Below are 22,507 nucleotides of genomic sequence, written 5' to 3'. Positions count from 1 at the left end.
AGCGCATACCGTCTGTTTGCATTGGGAGCTATCGAGGAATGACCGAGATTTGGCCAAATGAATTGAAAGTGTCATCCGATCGCCGTGTGTTGACGGTGGTTTTTGACAATGGCGAGAGCTTTGCATTGCCTGCCGAAATGCTGAGGGTTCTTTCGCCCTCCGCCGAAGTGCAAGGCCATGGCCCCGGCCAGAAAATCACCGTGCCCGGCAAGCGCAATGTGCAGATTGCTCAATTGGTTGCAACCGGCAATTATGCGGTTCGAATTGCCTTTGACGATGGCCACGACACAGGGATTTTCACCTGGAAATACCTGCGCGAACTCGGCCAGAAGGGCGATGAGCTTTTTGCCGCCTATCTGCAGGATCTGGAAGTGAAGAACCTGTCACGCGACAAGCATTGATAGGGGCATTGATAGGGAGAACGCTGTGATGAACAAAGGGCGGCTGGAAGCATTTAGCGATGGCGTTCTGGCCATCGTGATCACCATCATGGTGTTGGAGTTGAAAGTGCCGGACGACGCTGGCTTTGCCGGGCTGATTCCGTCACTACCGCTTTTGCTGGGCTATGCTCTGAGTTTCGTTTATGTGGCGATTTATTGGAACAATCATCATCATTTGCTGACCCTGGCAAGCCGCGTCACACCGGGAGTCATGTGGGCCAATATGCACCTGTTGTTCTGGTTGACCCTGACGCCGTTTGTTACCGAATGGATGGGAAAACAGAGCTTCCAACCAGAGCCGATCATGGCGTACGGTGCCGTTTTTGCCCTGTGTGCGCTGGCTTATCACATCCTTCAATGGCAAATAGGCATAACCACAGCGCACCCGGAGAAATTCAAACAGGCATTCGGTCGCGATTTCAAGGGCGTTGCGTCGCCGGTTCTCTATCTCATCGCAATGGGACTTGCTTATGTTTCGCCTTTTCTGTCTTACGGGCTTTTCCTGCTGGTGGCGCTGCTGTGGATCATACCCGACAAACGGCTTGTTGCCGTTTTTGAGGCATCAAACGACAGCAAGCATGAGCCTTGACAAGATGTGAAACATGCTCAAAATTACTTGTAGAGCAGCCAGTTTTTGGTGAATTCCTTGCGCATTCCGGCCTCAAACTCGCGCGTGCAGTTGCGCCCGGAGTTTTTTGCGCAATAGAGGGCGATGTCGCTGCGGCTGTAAAGCTCGCCCGAATCTTCGCATTCTGCCGCCGACGAGTAACCAATAGATGCCGTTACCGGGCCATAGTTGATGCCCGTGCGTGAGTTGCGAAAGGGTGTGCTTTCCAGATTGACGCGGATGCGCTCACACAGGGTGTGAATGTCCTCGTCAATGGAGCCTTCAAGGATAATGGCGAATTCCTCGCCGCCTGCGCGAGCTACAAATGCCTCGCGTGGTGCATTGGCCCGAATGACGCTGGCAACGGTTGCCAGTATTTTATCACCAACGGGATGACCATAGGTGTCATTGATCCGTTTGAAATGGTCGACGTCAATCAGGATAAGAGCTGCTTTTGACAAATTGGTCGGAAAACTGAAAAGCCCGGCAAGCTTTTCATCAAAGGCGCGGCGATTGGCAAGGCGGGTGAGCGAATCCGTATTGGCTATGCGCTTGTACTCGTCCAACTCGCGGCGTACAGCTTCCATTTCCTGAGATTTCTGGTTGAAACTTTCCGCCGTCTTTTCGCCTCGCGCCAATGTGTCGCCGGTTGCCAGTGTCAGAATTTGAATGGCATTGCGCAGCAAATCAACACTGGCCGTGTTTTTGGCATTGATGCGAAGGGATGTTTCGTCCAGCAGCTTATTATAGGTTTCGAGCGAGCTTTGCTCCTGCTTCATCAGGCGCACAAGGCCGTCCAGCTCTGAAACCAGCCGCGAATGGGCGTTCTCAATAATGCGGTTGGAGTTATGGCCGAAAAACTCTTCGGCAATCACGTCAATATCGGCCTGCGTGGCATGGCTGCCGAGAGCTGCGAGCTTGCGGGTCAATGCAGGGTTGGAGCCGATATAGGCTTCGTAGAATACGGCATAGTTGCGCGGCAAAGGTGGCAAGCCCATGGAGCGCATCGCAAAGGTAATTTGCCCGGCGATATCGAGACCCTGCGGCTTCGGTGTTGTTGTCGTATTCATTCGCGCCCCCACGAGAGTGACCAGTACTCGTTATTATTATTAAATAACGATCAAAGCGCCCCTCACCATCTATGGTGAACATAGGACGCTTTGAATAATTTAATCTGCTGCATAAAATCTTAAATCGATTTCAACTTAAGAGTTTATTCAATAACTATTTAAGAATGCAAGTACATGATACATTATACTATACAATTTCTTAAATTGGAATGAATTTAAGTGGGACGTTATCTGGCAAATTTTAAGTGTTTCATTGCTTCTATGCACATTTGATAAAGAGCAGTGCCCCGTCGTAAACATCCAAGGGTTTCAATAAAGCTATTTTGGGCAAGTTAGCAATGAAAAAAGCGAGCAACCTGCGGCTGCTCGCTTTTTCTTGATTTATCCCAAATTGAATTCCTGGAAAAAGTCGTTGCCCTTGTTGTCTGTTACGATGAAGGCGGGAAAATCTTCCACTTCGATTTTCCACACAGCTTCCATGCCAAGTTCTGGATATTCCAATACCTCGACCTTCTTGATGCAGTCCTGCGCAAGGCGTGCGGCGGGTCCGCCGATCGAGCCAAGGTAGAAGCCGCCATGTGTCTTGCAGGCCTCGCGCACCGCGCGTGAGCGGTTGCCCTTGGCCAGCATGATCATCGAGCCACCAAACGACTGGAACTGATCGACATAACTATCCATACGGCCGGCGGTTGTTGGCCCAAACGAGCCAGAAGCAAAGCCTTCCGGGGTTTTGGCCGGGCCTGCATAATAAACCGGATGGTTTTTCATGTATTCGGGCATGCCTTCGCCCTTTTCTAGCCGCTCGCGGATTTTCGAATGGGCCAGGTCGCGGGCAACGATGATGGTGCCCGTGAGCGACAACCGGGTTTTCACCGGATGCTTGTCAAGTTCAGCCAGAACAGCACTCATTGGCTGGTTCAGGTCAATCTTGACCATGGAAGAGGAGAGGGCGGCCTCATCAATCTCCGGCAGGTATTTCGATGGATCCGTTTCAAGCTGCTCAATGAAAATGCCGTCTTTGGTGATCTTGCCCATCGCCTGACGGTCGGCGGAACAGGAAACGCCGAGACCGATTGGCAAGGATGCGCCGTGGCGCGGCAGGCGGATCACCCGCACGTCATGACAGAAATACTTGCCACCAAACTGCGCGCCGACGCCCATGGACTGGGTGAGCTTGTGAATTTCCTTTTCCATCTCCACATCGCGGAACGCATGGCCGCTCTCGGACCCCTCTGTTGGAAGGTTATCGAGATAGCGGGCCGAGGCCAGCTTGACGGTCTTCAGGTTCATCTCGGCTGAAAGGCCGCCAATGACGATGGCCAGATGATAGGGAGGACAGGCTGCCGTGCCCAGCGTCAGGATCTTTTCCTTGAGGAAGTCGATCATCCGATCATGGGTGAGAAGCGAAGGTGTGCCCTGATACAGGAAGGTTTTGTTGGCAGAGCCGCCGCCCTTGGCCATAAACAAAAACTTATAGGCGTCCTCGCCTTCTTCATAAATGTCGATCTGGGCGGGCAGGTTGGTTTTGGTGTTTTTTTCCTCAAACATCTTGAGGGGTGCAAGCTGCGAATAGCGCAGGTTCTTGCGCTCATAGGCATCGCGCACGCCAGCGGCCAGGGCTTCGTAATCGCCGCCATCGGTCCAGACCTTGCGACCCTTCTTGGCCATGACAATCGCGGTGCCCGTGTCCTGACACATGGGCAAAATGCCGCCTGCGGCAATATTGGCGTTTTTCAGAAGGTCAAAGGCGACGAAGCGGTCATTGTCTGTTGCTTCGGGATCTTCAAGAATAGACGCCAATTGCTTCAAATGGCCGGGGCGCAGCAGGTGGTTGATGTCCGACAGTGCGGTTTCTGCCAAAAGCCGAAGGCCTTCCGGCTCAACGGTCAGGATTTCCTGCCCCTTGAAGGTCTCAACCGAGACGTAATCCGAGGTAATCTTACGATAGGGAGTGTTGTCTGCGCCAAGGGGAAAGAGATCGTCTGCCATCAAAGGACCTTTCTTGCCGGATCGGTATTTTTCCGAACATCCGTCTAGTCCCGCGAAGGTGGATTTGCAAACGATTCTAAAGTGGAGTTTGCAGTGCAGGATTATCGCCCGCACTGCAAAACAGAAAAATCATTTGGGCCCGATCATCAATTCCGGCCGTACATATTCATCAAACTCTTCATTGGTTAGATAGCCACCGCCAACCGCCTCTTCGCGCAAGGTGGTGCCATTCTTGTGGGCGGTTTTGGCAATCTTGGCGCAGGCATCATAACCGAGCTTGCTGTTGAGAGCTGTGACCAGCATCAGCGAGTTTTCGACACCCTTTTTGATGTTATCTTCCCGCGCTTCAATGCCCACCACGCAATTGTCGGTAAACGAGACCGCAGCATCACCAAGCAATTGCACCGATTGCAGGAAATTATAGGCCATCATCGGGTTATAGACATTCAGTTCGAAATGGCCTTGGCTGCCCGCAAAGGTAATGGCGGCATTGTTGCCAAAGATATGGGCGCACACTTGTGTCATGGCTTCCGATTGGGTCGGATTGACCTTGCCCGGCATGATGGAGGAACCCGGCTCGTTTTCCGGCAGGGCCAATTCGCCAAGGCCAGCACGCGGGCCGGAGCCAAGGAAGCGGATGTCATTGGCAATCTTGAAGCAGGCGGCTGCGGCTGCATTGATGGCCCCATGGGCAAACACCATGGCATCATGCGCCGCCAGCGCTTCAAACTTGTTGGGGGCGGTGACAAAGGGCAGGCCGGTGATCTTGGCGATTTCTTCCGCTACTTTTTCGGCAAAGCCAATGGGGGCATTCAACCCGGTGCCAACAGCGGTGCCGCCTTGTGCCAGTTCATACAGACCGGGCAGGGTGAGTTCGATGCGCTTGATGCTGGAGGCCACTTGCGCGGCATAGCCGGAAAATTCCTGCCCCAAGGTCAGCGGTGTGGCATCCTGTGTGTGTGTGCGGCCAATCTTGATGATATGGGCAAAGGCCTTGGCCTTGGCATCCAGTGCGTCATGCAGATGGCGCAAGCCCGGCAGCAGATGATGGGTCACGTATTCCGCAGCAGCAATATGCATGGCGGTGGGGTAAGTATCGTTGGAGGATTGGCTCATATTGACGTGATCATTGGGATGAACCGGCTTTTTTGAGCCCATCACGCCGCCGAGCAATTCAATGGCCCGATTGGAGATCACTTCATTGGCATTCATATTTGATTGCGTGCCAGAGCCAGTCTGCCACACCACCAGCGGAAAGTGCTCGTTCAACTTGCCGTCGATCACCTCTTGCGCGGCCTGAATGATGACCTCGCCCAGCTTTGCATCGAGCTGCCCCAAGGCCATATTGGCGCGCGCTGCTGCTTGCTTCACAATGCCCAGCGCACGAACTACCGGCAAAGGCTGCTTCTCCCAGCCGATCTTGAAATTTCCAAGAGAGCGCTGGGCCTGTGCGCCCCAGTATTTGTCACTGGCCACCTCAATTTGGCCAAAGGTGTCTGTCTCGATACGGCTGGATGTCATGGCATTTTCCTCATGATCAGGCGAGGGAGGTGTTATGCTCCCAATGGAAAAGATGAGTATTTAATGCATCTTTTTGATCGCTGCGTCAAAGGTATCGGTACAACGCAAATGTGAGTGTTTTTTGTACGCTTTGCGTAATATGGTTACTGAATGTTAACGATTTGGCGGCTTAACCTTACCTCTGTGTTAACGATGCGCCGGTCCAAAGGAGTCACGTTAAATTGACCCTTTGATTGTCGGTGTTTTCAAAACGCAAATCTTCCCAACACTGATGCAATCAGCTAGGGAAGCCACCAAAATCAACAGGGATCAATGCCTGATTCCGGTACGCGACTTTCTGAATGGGGAAGCAATTGCAAAAACCTTTACTTCGCAGGGCGCTGACGGTGGCCCTTATGACCACTGCGACCTTTGCCGTGTGCCTGCCACAAACAGCGGGCGCGACCACTTTGATGGATTTGCTGCGAGGCCGCCCTGAAAAGCGGCAGGAAACCCGCCCTGCCGAGGTTATTCCTCCCGCGCAATTGGCTGACCCGGAACCTATCTCGAAAATCGCATCCCCGCGCTACTATACCTACAAGCCGGATAGCCGGAAGGCTATTTCCATCAAGGCACCAGAAACGCCAATTGCCGCCTTTGGCGCAGATCATGATCTTGCCGTGGCGCATTTGGCCATGTCTCAGGTCAAGGTTTCGGCATCAGCCGATGTGGCCGAGGCTGTCCAGAATTATTACAATAACAACGGCGCTTTGATTTGGACCGACGGCAAAGGTGTTGTCGATAAGGCCAAAACCGCCATGGATGCGCTTGCGCTGGCCGATACTGTCGGTTTGGACCCTGCTGATTATGCGGTCAAATTGCCGGAAGATGTCGCTGGCATGGACGATCAGGCTCGCCAGCAAGCGCTGATGAAGTTTGAGCTCGAATTGTCCGCCAAGATGCTGACCTATGTGCAGGATACGGTGCGCGGCCGCATCGATCCAAATCGCATTTCCGGCTATTACGATTTCAAGCGCAAATCTGTGCCACTTGAGCCAGTGCTTGATCTTTTGCGCACCAGCCCGGATGTCGCGGCCTATCTGCGCAGCAAAGATCCTTCCAATCCGCAGTTTCTGGCTTTGAAGGCCGAGCTGAAAAAAATGATGGACGAAAATCAGGCGCAGCAGGCCCAGACCGTCAAGATTGATCTCAAGGGTATTTTGAAGCCGGGTGGCTCAAATCCGGAGCTTGCCAATATTATCGCAGGCATAAAAGCTTATGGCAGCGATGCGCTGAAAACCGACAATGCTCTGACCTTGACCAATTACACCGGCACGCCAGACTATACGCCTGAGTTGGTGAGCCTGGTTGAAGCCTATCAGAAAGAACAGGGCTTGAAGCCTGATGGTGTGATTGGCCCGGCCACCGTCCGCACCATGGTTGGTCATTCCGATGCGGAAAAAATCGAAAAGCTGGTCGTGGCCATGGAAGAGCTACGCTGGTTGCCAGCCGATCTGGGTCCGCGCTATGTCTTGATCAATGCTGCGGCTTTTGAAGCCTATTATTACAATGACAGGCAGCAGCAACTCGCCATGCGCGTTGTTGTTGGCGGTCCCGGCCACCAGACATATTTCTTCCAGAACATGATCCAGACTGTGGAATTCAATCCCTATTGGGGTGTTCCACGGTCCATCATCGTCAATGAGATGCTGCCAAAGTTGCGCCGCGACCCAAGCTATCTTGACCGTCTTGGCTATGAGGTCAGCTACAAGGGCCGCCGCGTTCGCTCCTCGGACATCAACTGGAACACCACCAGCGATGTTGATGTGCGCCAGCCGCCAAGCAGCGATAATGCTCTGGGTGATTTGAAGATTCTCTTCCCGAATGCCCATGCGATTTATATGCATGACACGCCCGCCAAGAGCTTCTTCAAGCGTGATATGCGCGCACTCAGCCACGGCTGTGTTCGTCTTTCGGAGCCGCGCGTAATGGCGGCCGCGGTTATGAACACCACTGTTGCTGATATCAACCAGCAGATCGCCTCTGGCCAGAACCGCGCAGTACAAGTGCCGCAGAAGTTCCCCGTCTATGTGGCGTATTTTACCGCATGGCCGGATAAAGATGGCGTCGTGCGTTACTATGATGACATCTATAACCGTGATGAAGCAACGCGAAAGGCGTTTGTGGCAACATCTGCCGCCCGCGCGGGTTAAAAACAACAGTGTTGGATGAAACAAAAGCCCGGAAGAAATTCCGGGCTTTTGTGGTTCTTACAGAACATTGATGGGAACCGTCTCATTTCCCAATGCAGATGGATGAGACTGTTCTTAAGGCACTAATTATGCCATGGCCACGGCAATTTCTGCCGCCAAACGGGCGTTATTTTCCACCAGAGCAATATTGGTCTTGAGGCTGCGGCCTTCTGTCAATTGGAAAATGGCGTCCAGCAGGAAGGGTGTCACTTCCTTTCCGGAGATTTCTTCGCGTTCGGCGCTGGCAAGCGCGCGGCCAATGTAAATTTCCATCTCTTCGCGAGAGATTTCATGTTCCTCCGGCACTGGATTGGCAATCAACATGCCGCCATCGATCCCCAATTGATCGCGAACCTTCTGGAAATTGGCAATGGCAGCCGGGCTTTCCAGTGTCAGCGGACTTTTCAGGCCAGACTGGCGCGACCAGAACGCCGGGAATTCATGGCTGTCATAGGTAACAACCGGAACACCCGCCGTTTCCAACACTTCCAATGTTTTCGGCACATCCAGAATTGATTTCGCACCGGCGCAAACCACAACAACGCGCGTGCGCGCCAGCTCCTGCAGATCCGCCGAGATGTCAAAACTCTCTTCTGCACCGCGATGCACGCCGCCAATGCCACCTGTGGCAAAAACAGCGATATTGGCGCGGGCCGCAGCAATCATGGTGGCAGCAACCGTTGTGGCACCAGAGCGACGCTCGGCAATGGCAAAAGCCAGATCCGCACGCGACACTTTCATCACGTCCTTCAATTGCGCCAGCTTCTGCAGCTGGTCTTCTTCAAGCCCAATGTGCAAAACGCCTTCAATCACGGCGATGGTGGCAGGTGTCGCGCCGCCTTCGCGAATGATCGCCTCGACACTTTTGGCCATTTCAACATTGGCGGGATAAGGCATGCCGTGGGTGATGATGGTCGATTCGAGTGCCACGATGGGCGCGTTGCGCGCCTTGGCTGCGGCAACTTCATGGGAATAAACGATTGGCAGAAGCGGGGAGATAGCTCGGGTCATGAAGTGTCCACTTGTTTATTGGCTCAGAGCATGCGGCTCTGGAATGTCATCGAGATGGGCTGAAAGGCGCTCTGGTGTCAGATCCTCGGCAGTCGCATGAGGAGATAGCAGGGTCAGCCCCGCCAAGGCAACACCATGCTTTAGTGAATGAGCCAAACCATGGCCCTTCACCAATTGCGATAGCGTACCGGCGCAGAGCGAATCACCCGCACCCGTCACGTCTACCAGAGTCTCAAGTTTTGGCGGTGTCAGCGCGAAATCGCCCTCATGATTAAAGGCGATGACAGGGCCTGAACCATTGGTAACAACCCCACCTTTAAGGCCAATATTGCGCAAAAGTGCTGGCCACGCGGAAGGATCAGACGGTGAGGCGGCTGTTAGTGTTCTGGCCTCGGCGGCATTCAAAAACAGATAGTCCATTGCGCCCAGGCAATCGCGATAGCGCACCACTTTCGCGGGCGAAATTCCGATGCCAGCCACGGGCTTTCCAAGCGCCTGCGCTTGTCTCGCCAGAGCTTCGAGGGTGTCCGCTGGCAAATTGGCGTCGATCAACAATGCACCGGCATTCAAAATGGCGTCCCGCACCGCTCTGATTTTTAACCGACGCGGCGTGAAGAGCCGATAAAGATCCATATCGGCAATCGCAATCACAAGGTTGCCATCGCGCTCCAAAATGGCGGTGTAGCTCGGGGTTGCTCGATCCAGAAAGGTAAATGGCCGGTCATCGATGCCCGCGTCTAGTGCCGCTTGGGCTACACGCTGACCAATCGCATCACCGCCGCGCGGCGATATCATTGCGATACGAAGACCAAGCCGGGCAAGCGAGCGTGCTGCGTTAAATCCGCCGCCGCCCGGCTCTTCAATCCATCGTCCGGGATTGCTCGCACCCGGCATCGTCTCAGCGTCGATTCGGCCACGGCGATCAATGTGCGCGCCACCAAACACAAGTATGTCGATTTCCACCTGCGACCTCTTCAGATTCATTGAAATTCGAATCGCCTTTTGAGACGTTTACGATAACCCATACCTTGATTCCTCAAACCATGTGGCTCAAATAAGTCCATGGAAACATTAAGAGAACAAACGATAGATTAAGGAGTGAACACAATTGGTTAGATGGGGGTTGTCAAAACGGAACAAAACATGTACATATTCCATGTCTTCAGTTTCGTTGCCTACGCGGCTTCAATAACCTAAAGGTGTTTAAAATGTCACAAAATTCTTTGCGGCTCGTAGAGGACAAAACGGTGGATAAAAGCAAGGCATTGGAAGCGGCCCTGGCGCAGATCGAACGCTCATTCGGCAAGGGTTCGATCATGAAACTCGGCGCAAACGAGAAAATTGTCGAAGTGGAGACGGTATCAACTGGATCCCTCAGTCTCGATATTGCGCTTGGTATTGGCGGCCTGCCTAAGGGCCGTATTGTAGAAATTTATGGCCCGGAAAGCTCTGGTAAAACCACACTTGCGCTGCAAACAATTGCCGAAGCGCAGAAAAAAGGTGGCGTTTGCGCCTTTGTCGATGCCGAACACGCGCTTGATCCGGTTTATGCCCGCAAGCTGGGCGTAGACCTTCAGGGTCTGTTGATTTCACAGCCAGACACGGGTGAGCAGGCGTTGGAAATCACTGATACGCTGGTCCGCTCTGGTGCTATCGATGTGTTGGTTGTTGACTCAGTGGCGGCTTTGACGCCGAAGGCCGAAATTGAAGGCGAAATGGGTGATAGCCTGCCAGGCATGCAGGCCCGTTTGATGAGCCAGGCGCTGCGTAAGCTGACAGGCTCTATCTCGCGCTCAAATTGCATGGTTATTTTCATCAACCAGATTCGTATGAAGATTGGTGTGATGTTTGGTTCGCCAGAAACCACCACAGGCGGTAACGCTCTGAAGTTCTACGCATCTGTGCGTTTGGATATTCGCCGTATCGGTGCCGTCAAGGATCGTGAAGAGGTGGTTGGTAACCAGACCCGCGTGAAGGTCGTCAAGAACAAGATGGCGCCTCCCTTCAAGCAGGTCGAATTCGACATCATGTATGGCGAAGGCGTTTCCAAGACAGGCGAGTTGGTGGATCTTGGCGTTAAGGCCGGCATCGTAGAGAAGTCGGGCGCGTGGTTCTCTTACAACAGTCAGCGCCTTGGGCAGGGACGTGAAAATGCCAAGACGTTTTTGCGTGACAATCCGGCGGTGGCCGAGGAAATTGAATTGGCCTTGCGTCAAAACGCTGGCTTGATTGCCGAGCGGTTCCTGGAAAACGGTGGCCCTGATGCCAATGATGGTGTCGAGAGCGACGAGGGCTGATTTTTTTATCACGTTGGAAGATGTCAAACGGCCGGAGTTTATCTTCGGCCGTTTTTTTGACACAGACTGGACAGGCGAGGCGACGGGCGATAAAAGCCGTTGTTTTCTGACGTTTGTCCGCGAGCGGACACTTATTTCCAAGGGCACCCCATGAGCGGCGTAAACGACATTCGATCGACATTCCTCAATTATTTCAAGTCCAACGGACATGAAGTCGTCGCATCGTCTCCGTTGGTGCCGCGCAATGATCCGACGTTGATGTTCACCAATGCTGGGATGGTGCAATTTAAAAACGTTTTCACCGGTCTTGAACAGCGCCCCTATTCAACAGCAGCCACGGCTCAAAAATGCGTCCGCGCTGGCGGCAAGCACAATGACCTCGACAATGTCGGTTATACCGCGCGCCACCACACGTTTTTTGAAATGCTGGGTAACTTTTCCTTTGGTGACTATTTCAAGGAAAATGCCATTGAACTGGCATGGAACCTGATCACCAAGGAATTTGGCGTCGATCGCGAGCGGCTGTGCGTGACGGTCTATCACACCGATGATGAGGCCTTTAATCTTTGGAAAAAAATTGCCGGTCTGCCGGATCACAAAATTATTCGCATCCCGACCAGCGACAATTTCTGGGCCATGGGTGATACCGGCCCTTGCGGTCCTTGTTCAGAAATTTTCTACGACCATGGCGACCATATCTGGGGTGGCCCTCCAGGTTCAGCCGATGAAGACGGTGATCGCTTCATCGAGATCTGGAATCTGGTTTTCATGCAATATGAGCAGATCACCAAGGAAGAGCGCGTCGATCTTCCGCGTCCGTCGATTGATACCGGCATGGGTCTTGAGCGCATTGCGGCTCTGTTGCAGGGCAAGCACGACAATTACGACATCGATCTCTTCCGGGCATTGATTGACGCTTCTGTCGATCTCACGGGTGTTGCTGCCGAGGGCGAACGCCGCGCCAGCCACCGGGTGATTGCCGACCACTTGCGCTCTTCGGCATTTTTGATTGCCGATGGTGTTTTGCCATCTAATGAAGGTCGCGGTTATGTCCTGCGCCGCATTATGCGCCGCGCCATGCGTCATGCAGAACTGCTGGGTGCGCGTGAGCCGATCATTTACAAGCTTTTGCCTGTTCTGGTTCAGCAAATGGGCCGCGCTTATCCTGAACTGGTGCGCGCCGAATCGCTGATTTCGGAAACGATGAAGCTGGAAGAAAACCGCTTCCGTAAAACTCTGGAGCGCGGTCTGTCGTTGCTGTCCGATGCAACGGCAAATCTCTCCAAGGGCGATAGCCTCGACGGTGAAACTGTCTTCAAACTCTACGACACCTACGGCTTTCCGCTGGATTTGACTCAGGATGCGCTGCGCGCCCGTGGCATTGGTGTGGACATTTCCGGCTTTACCGACGCGATGGAACGTCAGAAGGCTGAAGCCCGCGCAAGCTGGTCTGGCTCTGGCGATAAAGCCGCAGAAACCATCTGGTTTGAAGTGAAAGACAAGCACGGCGCGACGGAGTTCCTTGGCTATTCGGCTGAGAGCGCTGAAGGCGAAGTGCAGGCTTTGGTGCGTGATGGCGCGGTGATTGAAAAAGCGACGGCGGGCGAGAGCGTTCAGGTGGTGGTCAACCAGACACCATTCTATGCCGAATCTGGTGGTCAGATGGGCGACACCGGTGAGATCATTGGTGAAGGCTTTGTGCTGGATGTGACGGATACGCAAAAGCGCGGTGAGGGGCTGCATGTCCATATCGCGACGGTGCGCGAAGGTACGGTCGTCAGTGGTGCTGCTGTTGTGCTGAATGTGTCGAATGCGCGCCGCTCTCGTTTGCGTGCCAACCACTCGGCGACCCATTTGCTGCACGAAGCTTTGCGGGAAGTTCTCGGCACCCACGTGGCGCAGAAGGGGTCGCTGGTTGCGCCTGAGCGTTTGCGCTTCGATATTTCTCATCCCAAGCCGATCACTGCGGAAGAGCTGAAGATCGTTGAAGATATGGCCAATGAGATCATCTTGCAAAATTCACCGGTGACCACCCGGTTGATGGCTGTCGATGATGCGATTGCCGAAGGTGCCATGGCGCTGTTTGGTGAAAAATATGGCGATGAAGTGCGCGTGGTTTCGATGGGCACCGCAATTCGGGGCCCGAAAGCTGGCAAGTCCTATTCGACCGAGCTTTGCGGCGGTACCCATGTCTCGGCAACCGGCGATATCGGCTTGGTTCGTCTGCTGTCTGACAGTGCCGTGGGCGCGGGTGTTCGCCGAATTGAGGCGCTGACCGGGGAAACAGCACGGGCCTATTTGGCGGAACAGGACGAGCGCCTGAAAGCGCTGGCTGGCACATTGAAGGTGCAGCCGAGCGAAGTCATTGCCCGCGTTGAAACTTTGGTTGATGAGCGGCGCAAGCTGGAGCGCGAGTTGGCAGATGCCAAGCGCAAGCTGGCCATGGGCGGTGGCGCAGGCGGGGAAGCGGAAGCGCCGCGCGACATTAATGGTGTGAAATTTATCGGCAAACAGCTCTCTGGTATCGATGCCAAGGATCTGAAAGGCATGGTTGATGATGCCAAGACAGCACTCGGCTCCGGCGTGGTGCTTTTGGTGGCCGTTGCAGACGATGGCAAGGCCAGTGCAGTTGTCGGTGTGACCGGCGATTTGACGGCCAAGGTATCGGCTGTTGATTTGGTTCGCATCGCCTCAGCCGCTCTCGGCGGCAAGGGCGGCGGTGGACGCCCAGACATGGCACAGGCTGGCGGCCCTGACGGTGCGAAGGCTGATGAAGCTATCGAAGCTGTTGCTGCGGCGATTTCGGCAGCTTGAGGTCAAGGTAGAAACCTGAACGCAGCGCCCTGCGCCATCTTTGGCGCTGGGCAATTTGCAGTATTGCTCGGTCTATACTGCGCGAATTTTTCCCTTAAACTGCTTTGGTTGAAGAGCGGATGGGGGAGGATAGCCTTCGTCCCTGGCCAATCTCTATAGCCTTATGGCGCGAGAAATTTTTCCGCACCACGCCTTACTGCATAACTCCTTAAATCGGAATCGATTTAAGGTGAAAATTATGCCGCAGATTAAAAGTGTCACTTTGAGCCTTTGTGCGCCATATATGGCGCACGGCGCTGTAAATTGGGTCGATTGCAGGTGGAAATTATCCATCAAAATTAGATCGCTGTATTGCAGCGTTGACGGTTATGCTGTGTCCGCGACAGAGGAATGCATTTCACCCTTCTCAAACACGAAAAGGGGTAAAATACGTCTTTGGACTGGTGTGCGGAAACTTGCTTTGTATCAGTCTCTCTTGATGCTCATCAGCATGTCCCACATGTCCGCGCCCGTCTCAAACACCTTTGCATTGGCGGCAAAGGCGTGCTCGGAGCCGATCAGACCGGTCATTTCATCCAGCAGATCAACGTTGGATGTGTCAGGTGTCGATGCTGGTGTGTCGGAAACCGTCGTTGTGGCAGCGACGCCGGATGGGGTCGTGGAAGAAAGATTGGTGTTGAGGCGTTGATAGCCGGGGGTGTCCACATTGGCGACATTGTTGGCAATATTGGCCACGCGCTTTTGCTGCGCCAACATGCCGGATGTGGCTGTGTTTGTGATACCCGAGATGCTCATGCCAATACCCTCAAGAACAAAGCTTGTGATTTTCTATAGGTATTTTGTTAGAAAATCGGCAAGATTTGCGATGAATAAAGTTTTTCAGCGCTGCATGATGTGCCGCAACCTGACACAGTTCACGCCACGTTATGCGGATCATAACGCGAAAATACAATAAGACAACGCCGCACGGTTGTCAAAACGCACGGCGCTGCAAAAGAGTTTCCTCCCCAAGGTGGGGAGGAAAGCAAGCGCTTATTACTCCGCAGCCTCGGCATAGTCGGTCATCGGCGGGCAGGAGCAGACCAGATTGCGGTCACCATAGACGTTATCGACGCGATTGACCGAAGACCAATATTTGTCCACCCGGAACGCGCCCGGTGGGTAGCAGGCCTGATCGCGACTGTAGGGACGGTCCCATTCGCCGACCAGATCTTCCACCGTGTGGGGTGCGTTTTTCAACGGGTTGTTGGTCTTGTCCATCCGGCCTTCTTCGATGTCACGGGCTTCTTCGCGGATCGCCAGCATGGCGGTGCAGAAGCGGTCCAGCTCGGCTTTGGTCTCCGATTCGGTTGGCTCGATCATCAGCGTTCCCGCCACCGGCCAACTCATGGTTGGCGCGTGGAAGCCGCAATCGATCAACCGCTTGGCCACGTCATCGACAGTCACACCGGCGCTATCAACCAGTGGACGGGTATCAATGATGCATTCATGCGCCACCCGGCCGTTAGCGGAGGTGTAGAGCACATCATAGGCACCGCTCAGGCGGGCAGCGATATAGTTGGCGTTGAGGATGGCAACTTTGGTGGCCTGCGTCAGGCCTTCGCCACCCATCATCAAGCAGTAAGACCAGCTGATTGGCAGAATCGAAGGCGAGCCGTAAGGCGCGGCAGATACAGCGCCGGGGCGACCATCGGTTTCAACATGGCCGGGCAGGTAAGCAGCCAAGTGGGCTTTAACACCAATTGGCCCCATGCCGGGACCACCACCACCATGAGGAATGCAGAAGGTTTTGTGCAGGTTAAGGTGCGATACATCCGAGCCAATATCGCCGGGCCGCGCAATGCCGACCATGGCGTTCATATTGGCACCATCAAGATAAACCTGCCCGCCATGGGCATGGGTGATCTCGCAGATTTCCCGCACGGTTTCTTCAAACACGCCATGGGTGGATGGGTAGGTGATCATGCAGCACGACAGGTTTTCTGCGTGCTGGGTCGCTTTGGCGCGAAAATCATCCAGATCGACATCGCCATTGTCCAGTGCCTTGACCGGTACCACCAACATGCCCGCCATCTGCGCCGATGCGGGGTTGGTGCCATGGGCCGATGTTGGAATGAGGCAGACATTGCGATGGGCATCGCCATTGGCAATATGATAATTGCGAATGGTCAACAGGCCTGCATATTCGCCTTGCGCACCGGAGTTTGGCTGCATGGAAATGGCGTCATAGCCAGTCACAGCGCAAAGCTTTTCCGAGAGATCGTCGATCATTTCCTTATAGCCCAAGGCCTGATCGGCAGGGGCAAAGGGGTGGATGTCCGAAAACTCAGGCCAGGTGATCGGCAGCATTTCTGCGGTTGCGTTCAGCTTCATGGTGCAGGAGCCAAGCGGAATCATCGCCCGGTCCAGCGCCAGATCCCGATCTGACAGACGGCGGATGTAGCGTGTCATTTCGCTCTCCGCCCGGTTCATGTGGAAGATCGGATGGGTCAGGTAAGGGCTGGTGCGCAGCAAGTTCTTCGGCAAGCGATAATCGGGAGAGAAATCGGCCACTGCGAAATTGCCGCCAAAGGCGCGCCAAACGGCTTCAACTGTGGCGGGACGGGTCCGCTCATCCAGCGAAATGCCGATTTTGGTGTCGCCCACTTTGCGCAAGTTAATGCCTTCGGCAACAGCCGCCCGCAGGATAAGGCCCTGCATATGACCAACGTCGAGCGTAATGGTGTCGAAGAAGGTTTCCGGCTCAATGGTAAAGCCGAGCTTTTCCAGCCCCTTGGCCAGCAGCACGGTTTTCTGGTGCACCTGCTGGGCAATGGCCTTCAGGCCTTGCGGGCCATGAAACACCGCATACATTGACGCCATCACCGCCAGCAGCACTTGTGCTGTGCAAATGTTGGATGTGGCCTTTTCGCGGCGGATATGCTGCTCGCGGGTTTGAAGCGAGAGGCGATAGGCGCGGTTGCCACGGGCATCGACCGAAACGCCAACAAGACGGCCCGGCATGGAGCGCTTGATGGCATCTTTTACCGCCATATAGGCTGCGTGCGGGCCGCCATAGCCCACCGGAACGCCAAAGCGCTGGGTGGAACCGATGGCAATATCAGCGCCCATTTCGCCGGGCGATTTCAGCAAAAGCAGCGCCATGGGGTCGGCAGCAACCGTCGCAATTGCTTGCGCATTGTGCAGCGCATTGATCAGCGGGGTAAAATCGCTGACATGGCCGTGCGTGCCGGGATATTGAAATAGCGCGCCAAACACTTCGCCGGGGTTGAGATCGGAGAAGGGATTGCCGACCACCACCTGCCAGCCAAGCGGCTCGGCACGGGTCTGGATAACCGCAATGGTTTGCGGATGGCAATTGGCATCGACAAAGAAGGTCTTGGCCTTGGATTTTGACACGCGCTCGGCCATGGCCATGGCTTCAGCGGCTGCCGTTGCTTCGTCCAGCAAGGATGCATTGGCAACATCAAGACCGGTGAGATCGCACACCATGGTCTGGAAGTTCAGCAAGGCTTCCAATCGCCCTTGAGAAATCTCCGGCTGGTAAGGCGTATAGGCCGTGTACCAGGCCGGGTTTTCCAGAATATTGCGCTGAATAACCGGCGGGGTGATGGTGCCGTAATAGCCCTGACCGATCAGCGAGGTCAGAGCCTTGTTTTTGTTGGCGGTCTCGCGCAGCTTGTCCAGCGCTTCGCGCTCGCTCATAGCCGCACCCCACACCAGCGGAATGCTTTGGCGGATCGAGCTTGGCACTGTGGCGGCAATCAACCCGTCGAGGCTGTCATAGCCCACCACTTTCAGCATCGCGTCCATCTCACTCGGCGATGGGCCTATGTGGCGGCGATTGGCAAAATCGTAGGGCTGGTAATCGGTAAACTGAAATTCTGTTGGCGTGGTCATGCGATCAGCTCGTTGTAGGCGGCTTCATCCAGCAGGGCGTCTGCGTCGGCGACATTGGCGAGCTTCAGCTTGAAGAACCAGCCAGCGCCACGCGGGTCGGAATTGACCAGCGACGGATCATCAACAATCGCCTGATTGATCTCTGTGATCTCGCCATCCAGCGGACAATAGACGTCGGAAGCCGCCTTGACGCTTTCAACGGTGGCTGCTTCGCCGTTCTTTGCAAAGGTGCTGCCAACTTCCGGCAGTTCAACAAACACCAGATCACCAAGCTGTTCGGCAGCGTGGGCGGTAATGCCAACAGTGGCGACATCGCCTTCAATTTGCAGCCATTCATGTTCGGAGGTGAATTTCAACATGGGAGATCCTTTGTGGGAGCTGGGATAGGTTTGAAAATGGTGTGCCGTGGGGTACCCCCTCTGGTCTGCCGACCATCTCCCCCACAAGGGGGGAGATCAGGGATGTTTCCGATGGATTGCAGCCGTTTGCCTCATGGCAAAAGGTAAATACTTGAACGGATAAATTGGGACGAGCCGACCAACCCCGTCCGATCTCCCCCCTTGAGGGGGAGATGTCCGGCAGGACAGAGGGGGGTAAAACCTTGCTCATCGCGTACCAATCAGCGTTTGTACGTGGGCGTAATGAACGGTAGGGCAGTGACGGCCACAGGCAGAAACTTGCCGCGCACTTCGGCGTAAACTTGCGTACCATTGCTGGCGTATTTGGCAAGCACATAGCCCATGGCCACCGGACCTTCGACCGTGGGGCCAAAGCCGCCGGAGGTGACTTCGCCAATCTCGAGCGTGCCATCGGCATCAGCAAACAGTTTTGAATGGCCACGCACCGGGGCTTTACCCTCGGGCTTCAGGCCGACGCGGCGGCGGGTAGGGCCGTTTGCCAGTTCCGCCAGAATGCGCTCAGCGCCGGGAAAACCACCTTCGCGGTCGCCACCTGCGCGTCTTGCCTTTTGCATGGCCCATTCAATTGCGCCTTCCACCGGGCTGGTGGAGGTGTCGATGTCATTGCCATAGAGGCAAAGGCCCGCTTCCAGCCGCAGCGAATCGCGGGCACCAAGGCCAATCGGCTGACAATCAGGGTGATCCAAAAGTGCTTTGGCCAAAGCCTCTGCCATATCGGCAGGCACCGAGATTTCAAAACCATCTTCGCCTGAATAGCCGGAGCGCGACACGATGCAGGGCGTATCCAAAAGCGGAATTTCGCGCACATCCATAAACTTCATACCGGAGACACCAGCCCAAAGCTCGGCCAAAACGGCTTCGGCCCGTGGGCCTTGCAGCGCCAGAAGGGCGCGGTCTTCCAGAACCTCAATGGCGCAAGCGTGGCTGAGATGGGCACGCATATGGGCAATATCGGCCTCTTTGCAAGCGGCATTGACCACCACAAACAAATGATCGCCGCGGTTGGTGATCATCAGATCATCCAGAATGCCGCCCTCACTATTGGTGAAAAAGCCGTAGCGCTGGCGACCTTCCTTAAGGGCCAGAATGTCCACCGGCACCAGTGTTTCAAGCGCCAAAGCCGCATCTTCCACCTTGCCGGATTTGGGCTTGAGTAGCACTTGCCCCATATGCGACACGTCAAACAGGCCAGCACTGGCACGGGTGTGCAAATGTTCTTTCAAAACGCCCGCCGGATATTGCACCGGCATGTCATAGCCTGCAAAGGGTACCATGCGGGCACCGAGGGCAATGTGAAGATCGTAAAGAGGGGTGCGTTTCAGGGCGAGATGGTCGTCCAAGAGGCGTCTCCACTGTCATGCGCATAGGCACATAGGCTCAAAATAAGGCACAGGCGTGCCGGTTCATGAGCCCCCTCTGTCCTTTTGCCTGAGATTGTTATCCCTTCGGCGCGGCCCTTGCATGTTACGCAAGGCTTTTCTCCAGAGTGCAGTCTACCCCTTGTGGTCCGTTTGCCTGAGAGTTTCCGGGGCGGTTGCTCCTTCGGCACCGGATTGAACCGGATTCTCCCAACAAGGTAATAATGGCATTATCGTCAGGCTCGGTGGGTTGGCAAGAGGTCTTCGTCGTTATCAGCTAAATATTTGTCGTCCCCAATGAGGACGGGCATAAAAAGGCTGCATCCTCTGGATGTTTTTTTGCATATTTCGATCATTGAGAGCGCTTGCATTTCACAAAAATTTGAATAGCTTCACTGTTGGGGGAGTAAAGCATGAGGACGTCGCAACCTGCATCGAGGCTTATAATCCGCATTTTGTGCGTGATTGCGCTTTTGTGCCTGGGGTTTGCTCATAAAGCGCCACAACTCTACGCGGCCCCAATTGAGGCCGCCTCGCTGCAACTGCCCGACGGCAGCTATGCCGATCTTTGCGTGGCCGATAAGGGGATCAAGCACCCTTTAGCCAACCAATTTTGTGAGGCGTGCATTGTTTGCGCTTCCATGGTTTTGCCAGAACCTCAGAGTGATGAATGGCTGCTGGGCAATTTCGCAAGCCTGTCGCGTCCATGGGTGTCCTCTGCCTCAGCGCTTACCGGATGGCTGGAACCTTTGCCCCGGTCTCGAGGACCGCCGTTTTTTTCCTGACGCGCTGAATTTCCACTTTTATCAAGCATTTTGATCTCGAACCGACGCTTTGGTTCGCCAGGAGACATTCCGTGAAATCTATCATTCTGTTGTCGTCAGCAGCCTTTGCGCTGGCTGTTGCATCCACATCTGCTTATGCCCATGCGACGTTTGCCAATAAGGACGCCAAGGCAGAAGGCTACATTGCCGCCACCTTGCAAGTGCCGCACGGTTGCGATGGCCGCGCCACCACTGACGTTTTTGTCAAACTGCCAGAAGGCTTTATTGCCGCCAAACCACAGCCAAAAGCTGGCTGGAAGCTGGAGGTTGTAAAAGGAAAATATCAGAAATCCTACGATAACCACGGCACACAACTGACCGAAGGCCCGGTTGAAATACGCTGGACAGGTGGGGATTTGCCCGATGCGTTTTATGATACCTTTGTCATTTATGGAAAAGTGTCGGGTGTGGCACCCGGCACAAAGCTGCCGTTTGCGGTTACGCAACTGTGCGGCACCGATGCCAAGGTGGCCTGGGATGAAATTCCGGCAGCGGGTGTTGATGCGCACAGCTTGAAACATCCGGCCCCTACGTTGACAATTGTTGCCGCAGGCGATGATCCCCATGCGGGCATGGCGATGGGGGGTGCCAGCCATGATCACGCCGCCATGATGGAAGCCACACAGCTGCCAGCTGATTCCGGGTCAGCCAATGTCGGTGCATTGAAATTGTCGGCGGGCTTTTTAAAAGCGATGTTGCCAGGGCAGCCTGTTGGTGGTGGTTACGTCACCATTGAAAACACCGGTGCAGCCGATGATAAGCTGTTATCGGTTTCATCGACGGATGCCGAAAAAGTCGAGCTTCATGAGATGTCGATGACCAATAATGTCATGAAGATGCGCAAAGTGGATGGCGGTTTGGACGTCAAGGCCGGTGGTCGGCTGGAAATGCAGCCCGGTGGCTATCATCTGATGTTTATGGGCGTGAAAAAGCCGTTTGCCGCTGGAGATAAAGTGCCTGTAACGCTGGTGTTTGAGAAGGCGGGCAAGGTGGACATGCTATTGCCGGTGACAGCAGCCGGAAAGAAATAAGAATGCATTTGAGCAGGTTGGATTAGTCAGCCTGCTCATCCGCCAGATCTTCGGCTTCGCGATAGGCCTGTCTGGTTTCTTCCAGGCTGGCACGGGGTTGTCTATGCTCTCCGGCCTTCATGAAATGCAGACCAATGGCGGTTGAATCTTTCAATGTTGCAATGGCAGTGCGGGTAATGCCCTCAGCCTTGTTAAGCTCTTTCTTTGCTTCGATTTGCTGGCTTATTTGCTCAACATAAGGCGACCGCGTCCCTCTTTGGACGGGTCTCAACGTATCTGTTACGTAGCCAGCTGTTGTGGCCGAAACCGACAGCACTTGGGTCATGTTGCTCACCAGATCTATTTGCTCCACACCATCTCAACATATTTAAATATACGAAGCTTTAAACAGGCATTTCCAATTTGAGATTGTTTTGCCTTATTTGCATAATTTTGGGGCGAAAGTGCTCAACAGCGTCAGAATTTCGCGCGCGGCCCTCGCAAAATGTTTCGCGCTATATCATTGTTATTGTCTGGACAGCGTTTGTGCCGATCAGATTCGGAACATGGAGAATGCAAGAGGCAGAATGGAACACGCGGCGTATGTGGCACTTGGCGGAGCGCTTGGGTCTGTTTTGCGGTATCTCGTCGGCATGGCCGCCATCCGGCTTTTTGGTCCGTTTTTGCCGTGGGGCACATTTACGGTCAATATTGTCGGATCTTTCTGCATTGGTTTGCTGATGGAGTGGATTGCGCGCAAGCTGAATGCCTCAACCGATATGCAGCTCTTTCTTGTGACCGGCGTTATGGGTGGCTTCACCACGTTTTCATCGTTTTCGCTGGATGTGATCAGCCTTGCAGAGCGTGGCGAACTGGCTTGGGCCATGGCCTATGCGCTTGCAACTTTGGGCCTTGGTATTGTTGCCGTGTTTGGTGGCCTGGCCTTGGGGCGTGCGATATTTTAAGCTGTTCGTCTGTTTTTTTCGATCTGCCGTTTCCCACATCCGTTAAAATAC

Annotated in this window: 17 protein-coding genes and 1 riboswitch; of the genes, 7 read left to right on the top strand and 10 right to left on the bottom strand. The window is 54.4% G+C overall.

What is annotated here, in order from left to right; all coding sequences use genetic code 11:
- The first annotated feature begins 38 nt into the window (after positions 1-38).
- Positions 39-401: a gamma-butyrobetaine hydroxylase-like domain-containing protein gene (locus E6C51_RS04785; protein WP_146929460.1), complete on the top strand. Its 363-nt coding sequence runs from the start codon at positions 39-41 to the stop codon at positions 399-401.
- A 28-nt stretch (positions 402-429) separates the two neighbouring features.
- Complete coding sequence (locus tag E6C51_RS04780; protein WP_146931150.1) at positions 430-1,029, top strand: TMEM175 family protein; 600 nt, start codon at positions 430-432, stop codon at positions 1,027-1,029.
- Positions 1,030-1,052: 23 nt separating this feature from the next.
- Here E6C51_RS04780 and E6C51_RS04775 read toward each other — a convergent pair whose 3' ends face one another.
- The 3 genes from E6C51_RS04775 to fumC all read right to left on the bottom strand — a co-directional run bounded on the left by E6C51_RS04775 (position 1,053) and on the right by fumC (position 5,627).
- On the bottom strand, positions 1,053-2,117 hold the full coding sequence (locus tag E6C51_RS04775) for a GGDEF domain-containing protein (RefSeq protein WP_146929463.1): 1,065 nt from the start codon (positions 2,115-2,117) through the stop codon (positions 1,053-1,055).
- A gap of 381 nt (positions 2,118-2,498) precedes the next feature.
- Entirely contained in the window at positions 2,499-4,106 is a 1,608-nt protein-coding gene (locus E6C51_RS04770; RefSeq protein ID WP_146929466.1) for a fumarate hydratase, read from the bottom strand.
- 129 nt (positions 4,107-4,235) lie between these two features.
- Positions 4,236-5,627 (bottom strand): class II fumarate hydratase, encoded by a 1,392-nt coding sequence (gene fumC, locus E6C51_RS04765; protein WP_146929469.1) that lies wholly within the window; start codon positions 5,625-5,627, stop codon positions 4,236-4,238.
- Positions 5,628-6,022: 395 nt separating this feature from the next.
- Here fumC and E6C51_RS04760 point away from each other — a divergent pair, with 395 nt between their 5' ends.
- A complete protein-coding gene (locus E6C51_RS04760; protein WP_190235223.1) occupies positions 6,023-7,819 on the top strand; it encodes a L,D-transpeptidase family protein in 1,797 nt (598 codons plus the stop codon).
- A gap of 126 nt (positions 7,820-7,945) precedes the next feature.
- Here the strand turns inward: E6C51_RS04760 and E6C51_RS04755 are convergent, their stop codons facing one another.
- Both E6C51_RS04755 and E6C51_RS04750 read right to left on the bottom strand, forming a co-directional pair.
- On the bottom strand, positions 7,946-8,869 hold the full coding sequence (locus E6C51_RS04755; RefSeq protein ID WP_190235222.1) for a pseudouridine-5'-phosphate glycosidase: 924 nt from the start codon (positions 8,867-8,869) through the stop codon (positions 7,946-7,948).
- Positions 8,870-8,884: 15 nt separating this feature from the next.
- The gene (locus E6C51_RS04750) at positions 8,885-9,832 is read right to left on the bottom strand and encodes a carbohydrate kinase family protein (RefSeq protein WP_190235221.1); all 948 of its coding nucleotides are present in this window, start codon (positions 9,830-9,832) and stop codon (positions 8,885-8,887) included.
- Positions 9,833-10,077: 245 nt separating this feature from the next.
- Here E6C51_RS04750 and recA point away from each other — a divergent pair, with 245 nt between their 5' ends.
- Both recA and alaS read left to right on the top strand, forming a co-directional pair.
- A complete protein-coding gene (recA, locus tag E6C51_RS04745; protein ID WP_146929480.1) occupies positions 10,078-11,166 on the top strand; it encodes a recombinase RecA in 1,089 nt (362 codons plus the stop codon).
- A gap of 150 nt (positions 11,167-11,316) precedes the next feature.
- The gene (alaS, locus tag E6C51_RS04740; protein WP_190235220.1) at positions 11,317-13,980 is read left to right on the top strand and encodes an alanine--tRNA ligase; all 2,664 of its coding nucleotides are present in this window, start codon (positions 11,317-11,319) and stop codon (positions 13,978-13,980) included.
- 465 nt (positions 13,981-14,445) lie between these two features.
- Here the strand turns inward: alaS and E6C51_RS04735 are convergent, their stop codons facing one another.
- From E6C51_RS04735 to gcvT, 4 genes are all read right to left on the bottom strand, one after another.
- Positions 14,446-14,775 (bottom strand): flagellar basal body rod protein FlgC, encoded by a 330-nt coding sequence (locus E6C51_RS04735; RefSeq protein WP_146929486.1) that lies wholly within the window; start codon positions 14,773-14,775, stop codon positions 14,446-14,448.
- A gap of 240 nt (positions 14,776-15,015) precedes the next feature.
- The gene (gene gcvP, locus E6C51_RS04730) at positions 15,016-17,880 is read right to left on the bottom strand and encodes an aminomethyl-transferring glycine dehydrogenase (protein ID WP_190235219.1); all 2,865 of its coding nucleotides are present in this window, start codon (positions 17,878-17,880) and stop codon (positions 15,016-15,018) included.
- On the bottom strand, positions 17,877-18,239 hold the full coding sequence (gene gcvH, locus E6C51_RS04725; protein ID WP_146929492.1) for a glycine cleavage system protein GcvH: 363 nt from the start codon (positions 18,237-18,239) through the stop codon (positions 17,877-17,879). Before gcvH ends, gcvP begins: the two co-directional genes overlap by 4 nt.
- Before the next feature lie 260 nt (positions 18,240-18,499).
- On the bottom strand, positions 18,500-19,639 hold the full coding sequence (gene gcvT, locus E6C51_RS04720; protein ID WP_190235218.1) for a glycine cleavage system aminomethyltransferase GcvT: 1,140 nt from the start codon (positions 19,637-19,639) through the stop codon (positions 18,500-18,502).
- A gap of 153 nt (positions 19,640-19,792) precedes the next feature.
- A riboswitch (glycine riboswitch) is annotated at positions 19,793-19,880 on the bottom strand.
- A gap of 633 nt (positions 19,881-20,513) precedes the next feature.
- Here gcvT and E6C51_RS04715 point away from each other — a divergent pair.
- Positions 20,514-21,512 carry a DUF1775 domain-containing protein gene (locus E6C51_RS04715; protein WP_190235217.1) on the top strand — a complete coding sequence of 333 codons (999 nt, stop codon included), beginning with the start codon at positions 20,514-20,516 and terminating at the stop codon, positions 21,510-21,512.
- A gap of 22 nt (positions 21,513-21,534) precedes the next feature.
- Here E6C51_RS04715 and E6C51_RS04710 read toward each other — a convergent pair whose 3' ends face one another.
- Positions 21,535-21,837: a hypothetical protein gene (locus tag E6C51_RS04710; RefSeq protein ID WP_146929503.1), complete on the bottom strand. Its 303-nt coding sequence runs from the start codon at positions 21,835-21,837 to the stop codon at positions 21,535-21,537.
- A 241-nt stretch (positions 21,838-22,078) separates the two neighbouring features.
- Here E6C51_RS04710 and crcB point away from each other — a divergent pair, with 241 nt between their 5' ends.
- Positions 22,079-22,456 (top strand): fluoride efflux transporter CrcB, encoded by a 378-nt coding sequence (gene crcB / locus E6C51_RS04705; protein WP_146929506.1) that lies wholly within the window; start codon positions 22,079-22,081, stop codon positions 22,454-22,456.
- The last annotated feature ends 51 nt before the right edge of the window (positions 22,457-22,507 follow it).

It is taken from the genome of Gillisella terrae (genome assembly GCF_004801395.1).
In the GTDB taxonomy this organism is placed as follows: Bacteria; Pseudomonadota; Alphaproteobacteria; order Rhizobiales; family Rhizobiaceae; genus Allorhizobium; species Allorhizobium terrae.
This window is presented reverse-complemented; position numbering and strand designations above follow the sequence as displayed.